Below are 11796 nucleotides of genomic sequence, written 5' to 3'. Positions count from 1 at the left end.
CGACGCCGTGCGGGCCGCCTGACGCCTGACCCCGCACAGCGTCGTGCGGGGTCAGGCCGTTCTCGCGCACCGCCCGCTCAGGCCAGGGTGAGCTGCCAGGACACGCCGAAGCGGTCGCTGCACCAGCCGAACTTGGTGCTGAACCCGTAGTTCCCGAGCGGCATCAGCTCCGTGCCACCTTCCGACAGCGCCGCGTACAGGCGGTCGATCTCGGCCTCGTCCACGCAGGTCACGTACAGCGAGACCGAGGGCGTGAAGCCGAACGGGTGCTTCTCCGAGCTGTCCATGCACATGAACTGCTGCCCGGCGAGCGTGAAGGCCGCGTGCGTGATCGAGCCCTCGGCGCCGGGACCCTCCGGGCCGTACTTGGTCAGCGACAGTACCTCGGCGTCGGCGAACAGCGACCGGTAGAAGGTCATCGCCTCCTCGGCCTGCCCGTCGAACATGAGGAAGGTCGTGATCTTGTGCGACATCATGCACTCCTTAGGTCGAGCCTTATATAAGTGCAGACTGTATCAATGTCGACCTCGACACAGGTGCACGGCTCGTGCCCGGAGATGCCGCTAGAAGAGCCTTCCCTCCAGCAGTGAGTTCGCCACCAGCCACAGCGCGCCGATGACCAGCAGCCCGACGATCGGAACCCACGCGCGGGGCCGGTAGGGCGGCACGAACCGCAGCCACGTGAGCAGCAGCCCGACCGGCAGGACGAGCAGCACCGGCACGGTCAGCATCCGCTCGACGACCTGGGCGTTGCGCCAGTACGCGGGACCGTCGACGCCGCCGGCCCCGTAGTCGCTCTCGCCGCCGCACCCGTCGGTGATCAGCGGCGACAGCAGCCCGACGACGAGGGTGAGCACCCCGACGGCGACCAGGAGCACGGAGCCGATGGCCGCGAGGACAAGGGGGCCCGTCGCCGCCTCCTCGCTCTCGTAGCTGCCCGTTTTGTCCTCGTCGGTCACAAGGTGATGATCCCAGGTCAGATTTCGGACATCGGATCCAGGAGTGCGGCTGCCTTCGTGAGGTCGTCCGAGAAGGGGCGGTCGGCGGTGTTCGCGTCAAGTGAGGCGTCCGCGAGGTCGAACGCGTCACGCACCGGCAGCTCCATCAGATCCGCGGGCCGCATGCGCAGCGCACGCACGGCCGCCACCAGCTCGCACGCGAGGACCTGCCGGTACGCCTCTGCCGCGGCCCTGGCCTGGCGGGCGGCCTGCGTTGCGAAGCTCGCGTGGTCCTCGACGCCGCGGGACACGACCGCGGTGCCGAGTGTCACCGGCAGTGCGGCCTGCCGCAGCATCGCGAGCGCGTCGTGTGCGACGTACTCCAGGATCATCACGCCGGAGCTGCCCGGCGGGCCGTCGGCGAGGAACGCGGGCAGGTCGGTGAACGACGGCTCGACCAGGTCGCCGAGCCGGGCCGCGGACAGCTCGGCGACGTGGTGGACGGTGGCCCGCGCCTGGTCCAGCGCGGTCGCGAGGTACGCGGTGTGGAAGTGCGCGTGGTGGAACACGTCCCCGGCGGCGAGCGACACCATGGGGTTCTCCGTGCTGGCGTTGATCTCCACGGTCAGCACGGTCCGCAGGTAGGCGAGCGCGTCCAGCGCGGGCCCCTGGACCTGCGGGAACGCGCGCAACCCGTACGGGTCCTGGATGCGCCTGCCCGGTTTCGGCGCACCGGTCATGCCGAGCAGCCGCCGCATCTCACCCGCGCACTGCACCTGGCCGGGGTGCGGGCGCGCGGCGTGCACGGCCGTCGCGTACGCCTCGGGGGAGCCGCCGAGCACGACGTACGACAGCGCGGCGACCACGTGGCTCGCCCGCAGCAGCCGCTCCAGCGCCAGGCACGCCAGCGTCGCCTCGGCCAGCGTCGACGCGTTGCTGCTCATGAACGCGAGCGCGTCCGCGGTGTCGAGTGGCACCGGCGGCAGGTGCCCGGCCGCCCACGGGCGTTCGCCCGCCAGCGTCAGCGCGGTCTCGGCGAGCACGGTGAGGTCGCCGGTGCCGATGGCGCCGGTCGCGTGGACGTGGGGGAGCGCGCCGCTGGTCAGCGCCTCGGCGAGCGCGGTCAGCACGCGCGGGTGCACGCCGGAGCCACCCGCGGCGAGCTGGTTGAGGCGGATCAGCAGCATGGCGCGCACGTGGTCGGCGGGCAGCAGCTCACCCGCGCCGCCCGCGTGGCTGCGCAGCAGGCGGATGCCGTGCTCGGGGCCGGCGTCCTCGTCGATCGTCAGGTCGCGGTTCGCGCCGACACCGGTGGTGCGGCCGTAGATCTCGCGGCGCGCCGACAGCTCCGTGACGAGCCGCCAGGCGTCCTCCGCCCTGCGCACGGCCGACTCGTCGACCGTCACCGCGACCCGCTCCTGCGCCACCAGCCGCACGTCCTCGCAGCGCAGCGTCCGACCGTCCACTGTGAACATGCCGCCAGAGTAGAACCACCGGGAATGTCATCCCTCGAATGGCGGGTCCTGCGGCTCGAAACCCGCGGGTAACGTCGCAAGACGACCTATCCCCTGCGCGGTTCACCCGATCCGGGTAAGCCGAAAGGTAGGTGCATATGAAGACGAAGTCAGTGCGGTGCGCGGTGGCCCTGGCGGCCGCCTGCCTCGCCGTCCCCGCGCTCGCCACCACGACGGCGGCCGCCGCGCCGGCCACGGTGCACGTCGCGGCCGACACCGCGGCGGAGGCGGACGCGGTCGCCGCGAAGTGGACACCGGAGGCGATGCGCAACGCGGTCCCGCTCGACCGCCTCCTGCCGAAGGCGGACGCGTCGAAGCTGACCCAGGACGTCCGCAAGGGCGCGCCGCAGGTCGTGGCGCCGACCGCCGCGCAGCCCGGCGACCTGGCGCCGATGGCGTTCCCGCACGGCGGCGGCCCGTGGACCGGCGGCGGCAAGGTCGTGACGACGGCGGGCCGCGTGTTCTTCACGTACCAGGGCAGGCAGGCTTCCTGCTCCGGCAACGCGGTGACCAGTGCCAACAAGAGCACCGTCATCACGGCGGGGGCACTGCGTGAAGCTCGACGGCGCGTTCCACACCGACTGGGCGTTCGTGCCCGCGTACGACAACGGCGACGCGCCGTACGGCACGTGGACCGCGCGGGCGACCATGGCGACACCGCAGTGGGTGGCGTCCGAGGACATCAACCACGACGTCGGCGCCGCGGTCGTGAACCAGCGCGACGGCCAGAGCCTCACCGACGTCGTCGGCGGTCAGGGCGTCGCGTTCAACCAGGCACGCGGCCAGAACATGTACGCGTTCGGCTGGCCGGCGGCAGCGCCGTACGACGGCACGCGGATGATCTACTGCAGCGGGCGGGTGTTCAACGCCTTCCTCAGCAACGGCATCGGCATGACGTGCGACATGACCGGCGGCTCCAGCGGCGGCCCGTGGTTCCTGCAGTTCAGCGAGGCCACCGGGACCGGTCTGGTCAACTCCGTGAACAGCTACAAGATCAACTTCGTCCCCACGTGGATGTTCGGCCCCTACTTCGGTGCCGACGCCCAGAACCTCTACAACCAGGCGCAGGCGGCCTGATTCCGGGGTGCGAGGGGGCGGCCGGTCCGGTCGCCCCCTCGTTGCATACTGCGGCCATGGCCTTCACGGGTTTCGGCGAACACGCGATCGACTTCTACGACGGCCTGGAGGCCGACAACTCCAAGTCCTACTGGGAGGACAACAAACACCGCTACGCCACCGACGTCCGCGCTCCGATGGAGGAGCTGCTCGCCGAGCTGTCGCCGGAGTTCGCCACGGAGACCAGCCGGGTGACGGTGTTCCGCCCGTACCGCGATGTCCGGTTCGCGAGGGACAAGACGCCGTACAAGACGCACTGCGGCGGCGTCATCGAGTTCGGCCGCGGGGCCGGGGCCTACTACGTGGAGGTCGGGCCCGCCGGGCTGCGCGTCGGCGGCGGGTGCTTCCACCTGGAGTCCGACCAGCTGGCCCGCTTCCGCACGGCCGTGGCGGAGGAGGTCCACGGCGGGGCGCTTGCCGAGATCATCGCCCGCCTCGAACGCGGCGGCTGGTCCGTCCTCGGCGAGCGGCTGAAGACCAGACCCCGCGGCTACGACGCCGACCACCCACGCATCGACCTGCTGCGCCACCGGTCCCTGTATGTGATGAAGGTGTGGGAACCGGACGACGCGCTGCACGAGCGGGAGACGTTCGACCGGGTGCGGAAGTCGTTCCTGGCGCTGCGCCCGATCAACGAGTGGGCAGCCGACCACGTGGGCGTCTCGGCGGTCCCGCGCCGCTGACGTGCGCCTCCGCGGTCGCGCCAATGGGCTGGGTTTACGGGCCGCGCGCGCCGGGAACGCCCCACGAAGCCGGTCGCTGAGCGTCCGGCAGACCAACACCAGATAACTTTCTGGATCGATCCGCCGATTACTGCTCAGTATTTCGGGATCGTTCCAGCGCGGGGGGCTAAGCTACGTGTCCGTGAGTCGACGAGCGAAGATTGTATGCACTCTGGGGCCAGCGACGGCCACTCCGGAGAAGGTGCGCGACCTGGTCGCCGCCGGCATGGACGTCGCCAGGATGAACTTCAGCCACGGCAGCCAGAGCGACCATAAGCAGGTCTACGACCTGGTTCGCGCGGCCTCCGACGAGTCGGGGCGGGCCGTCGGCATCATGGCCGACCTGCAGGGCCCGAAGATCCGGCTGGGCACGTTCGCCGGTGGCAAGGCCGAGTGGCGCGTCGGGGACGTCGTGCGGATCACCGTCGAGGACATCGAGGGCACCCACGACCGGGTCTCGACCACCTACAAGGGTCTTTCCAGGGACGCCAAGGCCGGGGACCGGTTGCTGGTGGACGACGGCAACGTGGGCCTCACGGTCGTCGAGGTGGACGGGCCGGACGTGGTCTGCGAGGTCACCGAGGGTGGCAAGGTCAGCAACAACAAGGGCATCTCGCTGCCGGGCATGGACGTCTCCGTGCCAGCCATGTCCGAGAAGGACATCGAGGACCTGGAGTTCGCGCTCCAGCTCGGGGTGGACTTCGTCGCGCTGTCCTTCGTGCGTTCCCCCGCCGACATCGACCTGGTGCACCAGGTGATGGACCGGGTCGGCAAGGGCAGGCTGCCGGTCATCGCCAAGCTGGAGAAGCCGGAGGCCGTCTCCAACCTCGAGGCGATCGTGCTGGCGTTCGACGGTGTGATGGTCGCCCGCGGCGACCTGGGCGTCGAGCTGCCGCTCGAGCAGGTGCCGCTGGTGCAGAAGCGCACGATCCAGATCGCGCGCGAGAACGCCAAGCCGGTGATCGTGGCGACCCAGATGCTCGAATCCATGATCAACAACTCGCGGCCGACGCGGGCGGAGGCCTCCGACGTCGCCAACGCGGTGCTCGACGGCGCGGACGCGGTCATGCTCTCCGGTGAGACCAGCGTCGGGCGCTACCCGATCGAGACGGTGCAGACGATGTCGCGCATCGTCGAGGCGGTCGAGAGCGAGTCCGTGGTCGTGCCGCCGCTGACGCACGTCCCGCGGACCAAGCGCGGCGTGCTGTCCTACGCCGCCCGCGACATCGGCGAGCGCCTCAACGCCAAGGCCCTGGTCGCGTTCACGCAGTCGGGTGACACGGTCCGCCGGCTCGCGCGCCTGCACACCCACCTGCCGCTGCTGGCCTTCACGCCGGAACCGTCCGTGCGCAGCCAGCTCGCGCTGACGTGGGGTGTTGAGACGTTCATGGTCCCCGAGGTCGACTCGACCGACCTCATGGTCCGCCAGGTCGACACGTCGATGCTGTCCATCGGCCGGTACCAGCCCGGCGACCTTGTGGTCGTCGTCGCAGGATCCCCGCCGGGGACCGTCGGCTCGACTAACCTCATCCGAGTCCACCGGCTCGGGGAGGAAGACCACGCCTGAGCCCCTGAGCAAAGGGTGCTCCCATGACCGAAGCGGCACGTCAGGCCGCTGCCGACCTCGCGAAGAGCCGGGTCATGCGCGGCCAGCCCGTGTTGGACGGGCTGGTCGCGCTCCTGGACCTGGAGCGGATCGAGGAGAACATCTTCCGCGGCGTCAGTCCCTCGGACTCACCCGTCCGGGTGTTCGGCGGGCAGGTCGCCGGGCAGGCTCTCGTCGCCGCCGGGCGGACCGTCCCGGCGGAACGGAAAGTGCACTCGCTGCACGCCTACTTCATCCGGCCGGGAGATCCGAGCATCCCGATCGTGTACGAGGTGGACCGCATCCGTGACGGTCGTTCGTTCACCACGCGGCGGGTCATCGCGGTCCAGCGCGGCAAGGCGATCTTCGCGCTCTCCGCGTCCTTCCACCACGTCGAGCCGGGCGCCGAGCACGCTGAGCCGATGCCGGACGTGCCACCGCCGGACGCGCTGCCCTCGCGCATGGAGAGCATGAAGGCGTACGCCGACAGGCTCGGTCCGATCGCGACCATGCCGAGGCCGATCGACATCCGCTACGTCACCGACCCGCCGTGGGAACTGCGGGGCCGCCGCGACAACGAGGCACGCAACCAGGTCTGGATGCGGGCCGACGGCACGCTGCCCGACGACGAGCTGCTGCACGTCTGCGTGCTCGCCTACGCCTCCGACATGACGCTGCTCGACTCCGTGCTCGTGCGGCACGGCGTGTACTGGGGCTTCGACCAGGTGCTCGGCGCGAGCCTCGACCACGCGCTGTGGTTCCACCGGCCCTTCCGCGCCGACGAGTGGTTCCTCTACGACAGCGTGTCGCCGACCGCCTCCGGCGCGCGCGGGCTCGCGACCGGCCGGTTCTTCGCCCAGGACGGCACGCTGATCGCGACGGTGGTCCAGGAAGGGCTGCTGCGGATCGTCGAAGACGAGTCGTGAACACCCGGGAGGTCCCGGTCGCCGCCACGGTCAGGCTCGACCACCGGGTCCACTGCGTCCGGCCCTGCGCCGGCGGGTTCGCGGCCGTGTCGGCCGACGGCGAGGTCACCGTGCTCGACAAGGGCCTTCGGGTGGTCCGGCGGCTCGGGCTCGGTGGCCGGGTCGGCGACGTCGCCATCGCGCGGGACGGGACGGCCTGGGCCTGGGCCGCGACCGGCCGCCTGTGGCTCGGCGAGCCCGGCGGCCTCGCGAAGGACGTGCCGCTGCCGGACGAGGTCGCGTGCCGGTGGCTGCCGTCCGGGCAGGCGGTGTGGGTCGCGATCGGCACCGGTGACGAGGTGTGCGTGGAGCTGCGCGACCCGGACCACCGCGTGCGCGCCACCGTGACCGTCCCCGACCCGTTCGGCGGGTCGATGGTCATGCTCTGCGACCACCCGCACGACGACGCCGTGGTGCTGTGGATCGCGGCCGGCAGGGACGGTCAGGAGTCCTGGCTGCTCACCGACGGCGCTACCGGGCCGCGTGCCGAACGGCTCCCGGCAGGAGGCAGCAGACCCGCGCTGTTCCTGCCGGACGGGCGGTCCCTGCTCACCGCGGACGACCACCGGATCGCGCACGTGTCCTGGCCCGACGGTGCCGAACTGGGCGCGCTCGGCTGGGCGGACGTGGACCGGGAGGCCGTCGAGGACGGCGGCGACGCGCCGGGCGAGCTGGTGCTCCTCCCCGGCGGGCACGTCGCGTGGACCACCAGGAGCGGCCGCATCCGGACCGTGGACCTCGCCGCGATGTCGGTCGTCGACGAGATCACCCTGACCGGGCACCCGCTGCGCCCGGCAGCCGCCCTCCACCCGGCCCTGGCCGGTGCCGAGAACCTGTGCACCGACTTCGACCACGCCGTGCCCGGCGCGGACGGGTCGGTGCTGACGGTGCACCGTGCGGACACCCTCGTGCTGTCCGCGCTCCGGGACTGGTCACCGGCCTGACTGCCGCCATGTTGGCGATTGTCAACGCTCGCAGAGGATAGGAAGATTTCTCACCAACATCCCCTGTGACCCTGGGAGGCGCTCATGCGTTCCCGATTGGCCGGTTTGTTCGCACTGGTCGCCGGTGCCCTGCTCGTGTTCGGGCTCGTGCCGCCGGTCGTGGCGCACGACCGCGGTGCGCTCGCCGCGGACCTCGACGCGATCCTCGCCGCGCCCGGTCTGGCAGGTGCCGACGTCGGGCTGGTGGTGAAGACGCTCGACGGCGAAACCGTCTACAGCCGCGACGCCGGGCGCAGGCAGCAGCCCGCGTCGAACGCGAAGCTCGTGACCTCGGTCGCGGCGTTCGACGTCCTCGGCCCGGACCACCGCTTCGACACCACCGTCCACACCGCGGGCAGGCGGCTCGGGCCCGTGCTGGACGGCGACCTGTACCTGCGGGGCACCGGCGACCCGACGATGCTGGCCGCCGACTACGACGCACTCGCGGCACAGGTCGCCGCCAAGGGCGTGAAACTGGTGCGCGGTGAGCTCTTCGCGGACGACACGTGGTTCGACGACGTCCGCCTCGGCACCAGCTGGGCCTGGGACGACGAGCCGTACTACTACTCGGCGCAGGTGTCCGCGCTGACCGCCGCGCCGGACACGGACTACGACGCGGGCTCGATCATCGTCCGCGTCGCGCCAGGTGCGGACGGCAAGGCCGTCGTGACGACCGAGCCGCCCACCGACTACGTCAAGGTCGTGAACACCGCTGTCACCGGGGCCGCGGGATCACCCGACACGATCAGTGTCGACCGCGTGCACGGAGCGAACACCTTCACGGTCACCGGTTCCATACCGTCGGATGGTGCGGCCACGACCGAGTGGATGGCGGTGTGGGAGCCGACCGGGTACGCGGCGGCGTTGTTCCGCGCGGCGCTCGGCAGGCACGGGGTGAGGGTGCTCGGTCCGACGGCCCGGGGCGCCACGCCGGCCAACGCGCCGGTGGTGGCGTCGCGGCAGTCGATGCCGCTCGTGGAGCTGATGGTGCCGTTCATGAAGCTGTCGAACAACCTGCACGCGGAGATCCTGGTCAAGGCCATGGGCAGGAAGGCAGCAGGCAGGGGCACGTGGAGCGCTGGTCTGGCGGCGCTCGCGGACCGGCTGCCGTCCTATGGTGTCGACCCGGCGCGGCTGTCCCTGCGGGACGGTTCCGGTCTGTCCAGGATGGACCAGATCGCACCGGACCAGCTGGCGGCGCTGCTGGGCGCTGCGCGGTCGCGGCCGTGGTTCGCCGACTGGTCCGCGGCGCTGCCGATCGCGGGCAGGGCCGACCGGCTGGAGGGCGGCACACTGCGCAACCGCATGCGCGGCACCGCCGCGGAGGGCAACGTGCACGCGAAGACCGGGTCGCTGACCGGGGTGAGCGGCCTGTCCGGCTACGTCACCAACACGGCGGGCGAACAGTGGGTGTTCTCGATGGTCACGAACAACTCGATCGGGGTGAACGTGAAGGGCGTCGAGGACGCGGTGGCGGTGCGGCTCGCGCAGGAGGGCGGACCGGTCACGGCGCGGTCCGTGGTGCCCGCGCCGGAGCTGTCGCCGGAAACAACCGAACTGGAATGCAGTTGGGTGAAGGCGTGCTGAGTTTGCCCACCCCCGCATGGGTTCACTCATGCGGGTTAACTTTGGTCGTCGATCGCGAAATCTGAGGTGCTGCGGATCCTGCGTTTCGGTCAACTCTGAGTGTCGGTGTCGAGCGTTATCCGGTGACTCGACGGCCCTTTTCGGGGACTTCGGAATGGCACATCTACTCAGAGTTGATCGCCGATCATCGCGTCGGCTCCGAAAAAGTGGCGTCGACCTGGGTGGCGAGGAAAAATCGGGCCCTCGTGAGCCGGTGCCACCAAAGCCTGAGGGCCCCGCGGGGCGATGCGGGGCCCTCAAGCCTGTTCGGGTGACGGGTCCAGGGCCGGTCGGGGGAAGGTCCTGGACCCGTCACACGTCGGGCGGCTCGGGAGAGTGGGGGGAGCGAGCCGCCCGACCGGACGAGCCACGGGTTACATGGGAGCTCCCTGGCTCGTCGTCCGTGGGGGTGTCTCAGCTGCCGAAGGCGACCTGCCTGCGCATCGGCGCCGTGGTCTCCTCCGTGGTCTCCTCCTCGGTCACCACCAGGCAGAGGTGTGCCGTCAGGTACGCGCGGCACGGTGCGGGTGCGCGGCCGAAACGCCTGGTCCGGCAGCTCGGGCAGCGGCCGTTCGCGTCCGGCGAGTGTTCGTCGAGCACTGCCTTGAGCGCCGCCACCACCCTCGGCAACTCGAGCCGCGCCACGAGCGCGGCGGCCTGCTCGTCACCGAACTGGGCGCGGTAGGTGATGTTGGTCAGGTAGTCGGCCAACGAGGTTTCCAGCTGTCCAAAGATCGGACTGCTCACGGTGTGACTCCCCGGGTCCTGGAGGAGGGTGGTCGACCTCGGTGCACGACCTCGAGTTGCGCGAACTTGACCGGGGGGTCAAATTGCTACCCGAGGGGGCACTCTGGTCGACAAGCCTTGGCCGGCGCCACAGGCTCGATTAGCAGCTTGCGATGAGGGACACGCTTTTTGCAAGTTGCAGTACACGATCGGGTGAAGCGTTTCGGATGGGGAGTAATTGCATACTCTGTGCATGCACCCTGATCACGGTTTCCGATGTTCTCGTGACAACTCGTGTCCAGGTGGGAACATCGATCTCAGCAACCCATCCACAGTGAGGTGATCCATGTCGCGAGGTCCCAGCCCGACGGTTCGCCGTCGACGGCTCGCGGCCCGGCTGCGTGAGCTGCGCGAGAACGCCAACCTGACCATCGACGAGGTCGGCGACAAACTGGAGTGCTCGGCATCCAAGATCAGTCGCATCGAGACGGGACACGTCGGGGTGACCCCGCGGGACGTGCGGGACATGCTCGAGGTCTACGGCGTCGGCGACGACGAGCGCGAGGCGCTCGTCCAGCTGGCGAGGGAGGCACGCAGGAAAGGCTGGTGGCACGCCTACAACGAGGTGTTCACCGGGTCGTTCGTCGGGCTGGAGTCCGACGCGTCGTTCCTGCACACGCACCAGGCGCTGCTGGTGCCGGGGCTGTTGCAGACCGAGGCGTACACCCGAGCGGTGATCAGGGCGATCCGGCCGGACGCCGCGGAGGCCGATGTGGAGCTTCGCGTGCGGGCCCGCATCAACAGGCAGAAGCTCATCACCGAGGAGTCGAATCCGCCGCAGTACTGGGCGGTGCTCGACGAGGCGGTGCTCCACCGCGTGGTCGGCGGCCCGGAGGCGATGCGCGAACAGCTGAAGAAGCTGGTCGAGCTGGCCTCGCTGCCGCACGTGACCCTGCAGGTCGTACCGTTCTCGGCCGGCTCGCACGCGGGCATGGAGGGGCCGTTCCTGATCCTCGGCTTCCCAGAGCAGGCCGATCCCGATGTCGTGTATGTCGAGAACACAACTTCTGGTGTCTACTTGGAACAACCGGAAGATGTTCACCGATATACCTTGATGTTCGACCATCTGCGTGCGGCAGCGTTGAAACCGGACGACACCGTCGAGATGGTCGATCGGACAGCCGACCGGCTGTCCTAGTGGTAGCAAATCCGAGAGGAGCAGAGCGTGACCGTTTCTGACCTGACCGGCGCGCGGTGGCGCAAGAGCAGCCGTAGCGGCGCAGGCAACGACTGTGTTGAGCTTGTCGTGGCCAGAATCGGCGCAGCGGTGCGTGACTCCAAGAACCCGGCGGCAGGCCACGTCTCGTTCGAGACGCCCGGCTGGCACGCGTTCATGGGAGTCGTCAAGGAGGGCCGCCTCGACACCGAGTGAGGCTCCCCGGGCTGCGCCGGACGACCGTTCCGGCCCTGCATGACCGCAGCCGAGGTGCTCTCCTGCCCCCGGAGCACCGTCCACGGCCCTCAGGCGGACAGCAGCACCGCCGGGCCACCCCTTACCCCGGCGTTCGCGCCGGAACCGCGTGATCTCCCGATGCCCTCCCACCACCCTCAGCACGATGCT

11 protein-coding genes and 1 pseudogene are annotated in these 11796 nt (G+C 70.2%); 8 read left to right on the top strand and 4 right to left on the bottom strand.

The window, feature by feature from the left end; translation table 11 throughout:
• Window positions 1-77: 77 nt before the first annotated feature.
• From ACFPCV_RS21910 to ACFPCV_RS21900, 3 genes are all read right to left on the bottom strand, one after another.
• The gene (locus ACFPCV_RS21910) at window positions 78-473 is read right to left on the bottom strand and encodes a VOC family protein (protein ID WP_378058148.1); all 396 of its coding nucleotides are present in this window, start codon (window positions 471-473) and stop codon (window positions 78-80) included.
• Window positions 474-563: 90 nt separating this feature from the next.
• Window positions 564-959 carry a hypothetical protein gene (locus ACFPCV_RS21905; RefSeq protein ID WP_378058147.1) on the bottom strand — a complete coding sequence of 132 codons (396 nt, stop codon included), beginning with the start codon at window positions 957-959 and terminating at the stop codon, window positions 564-566.
• A 17-nt stretch (window positions 960-976) separates the two neighbouring features.
• Complete coding sequence (locus tag ACFPCV_RS21900) at window positions 977-2413, bottom strand: aromatic amino acid ammonia-lyase (RefSeq protein ID WP_378058146.1); 1437 nt, start codon at window positions 2411-2413, stop codon at window positions 977-979.
• Window positions 2414-2550: 137 nt separating this feature from the next.
• Between ACFPCV_RS21900 and ACFPCV_RS21895 the strand changes: the two are divergent.
• The 6 genes and pseudogenes from ACFPCV_RS21895 (at window position 2551) to dacB (ending at window position 9410) form a co-directional block, all read left to right on the top strand.
• A pseudogene (locus ACFPCV_RS21895) lies at window positions 2551-3529 on the top strand (trypsin-like serine peptidase).
• Window positions 3530-3585: 56 nt separating this feature from the next.
• Window positions 3586-4251, top strand: coding sequence for a DUF2461 domain-containing protein (locus tag ACFPCV_RS21890; protein ID WP_378058145.1), 666 nt, complete (start codon window positions 3586-3588; stop codon window positions 4249-4251).
• 181 nt (window positions 4252-4432) lie between these two features.
• The gene (gene pyk, locus ACFPCV_RS21885; protein WP_378058143.1) at window positions 4433-5857 is read left to right on the top strand and encodes a pyruvate kinase; all 1425 of its coding nucleotides are present in this window, start codon (window positions 4433-4435) and stop codon (window positions 5855-5857) included.
• 23 nt (window positions 5858-5880) lie between these two features.
• Entirely contained in the window at window positions 5881-6801 is a 921-nt protein-coding gene (gene tesB, locus ACFPCV_RS21880; protein WP_378058142.1) for an acyl-CoA thioesterase II, read from the top strand.
• Entirely contained in the window at window positions 6798-7784 is a 987-nt protein-coding gene (locus tag ACFPCV_RS21875) for a hypothetical protein (protein WP_378058141.1), read from the top strand. The genes tesB and ACFPCV_RS21875 overlap by 4 nt, the downstream gene beginning before the upstream one ends.
• A gap of 84 nt (window positions 7785-7868) precedes the next feature.
• Window positions 7869-9410 carry a D-alanyl-D-alanine carboxypeptidase/D-alanyl-D-alanine endopeptidase gene (dacB, locus tag ACFPCV_RS21870; RefSeq protein ID WP_378058140.1) on the top strand — a complete coding sequence of 514 codons (1542 nt, stop codon included), beginning with the start codon at window positions 7869-7871 and terminating at the stop codon, window positions 9408-9410.
• A 453-nt stretch (window positions 9411-9863) separates the two neighbouring features.
• Here dacB and ACFPCV_RS21865 read toward each other — a convergent pair whose 3' ends face one another.
• Window positions 9864-10196, bottom strand: coding sequence for a hypothetical protein (locus ACFPCV_RS21865; protein ID WP_378058139.1), 333 nt, complete (start codon window positions 10194-10196; stop codon window positions 9864-9866).
• Window positions 10197-10521: 325 nt separating this feature from the next.
• Here ACFPCV_RS21865 and ACFPCV_RS21860 point away from each other — a divergent pair, with 325 nt between their 5' ends.
• Together ACFPCV_RS21860 and ACFPCV_RS21855 are read left to right on the top strand one after the other, a co-directional pair.
• Entirely contained in the window at window positions 10522-11373 is an 852-nt protein-coding gene (locus ACFPCV_RS21860) for a helix-turn-helix domain-containing protein (RefSeq protein WP_378058138.1), read from the top strand.
• Between the two features lie 27 nt (window positions 11374-11400).
• Window positions 11401-11607: a DUF397 domain-containing protein gene (locus ACFPCV_RS21855; RefSeq protein ID WP_378058137.1), complete on the top strand. Its 207-nt coding sequence runs from the start codon at window positions 11401-11403 to the stop codon at window positions 11605-11607.
• Window positions 11608-11796 lie beyond the last annotated feature (189 nt).

The sequence above is a fragment of the Actinophytocola glycyrrhizae genome, assembly GCF_042653545.1.
GTDB lineage: Bacteria > Actinomycetota > Actinomycetes > Mycobacteriales > Pseudonocardiaceae > Actinophytocola > Actinophytocola glycyrrhizae.
Note: the sequence above shows the minus strand (reverse complement) of the source record. Positions and strands in the feature narration are given on the sequence as shown.

Excerpts from the sequence above, each read along its gene's own strand:
- ACFPCV_RS21910 (WP_378058148.1), bottom strand. The coding sequence starts at position 473 with ATGTCGCACAAGATCACGACCTTCCTCATGTTCGACGGGCAGGCCGAG.
- ACFPCV_RS21900 (WP_378058146.1), bottom strand. The coding sequence starts at position 2,413 with ATGTTCACAGTGGACGGTCGGACGCTGCGCTGCGAGGACGTGCGGCTG.
- ACFPCV_RS21890 (WP_378058145.1), top strand. The coding sequence starts at position 3,586 with ATGGCCTTCACGGGTTTCGGCGAACACGCGATCGACTTCTACGACGGC.
- tesB (WP_378058142.1), top strand. The coding sequence starts at position 5,881 with ATGACCGAAGCGGCACGTCAGGCCGCTGCCGACCTCGCGAAGAGCCGG.
- dacB (WP_378058140.1), top strand. The coding sequence starts at position 7,869 with ATGCGTTCCCGATTGGCCGGTTTGTTCGCACTGGTCGCCGGTGCCCTG.
- ACFPCV_RS21860 (WP_378058138.1), top strand. The coding sequence starts at position 10,522 with ATGTCGCGAGGTCCCAGCCCGACGGTTCGCCGTCGACGGCTCGCGGCC.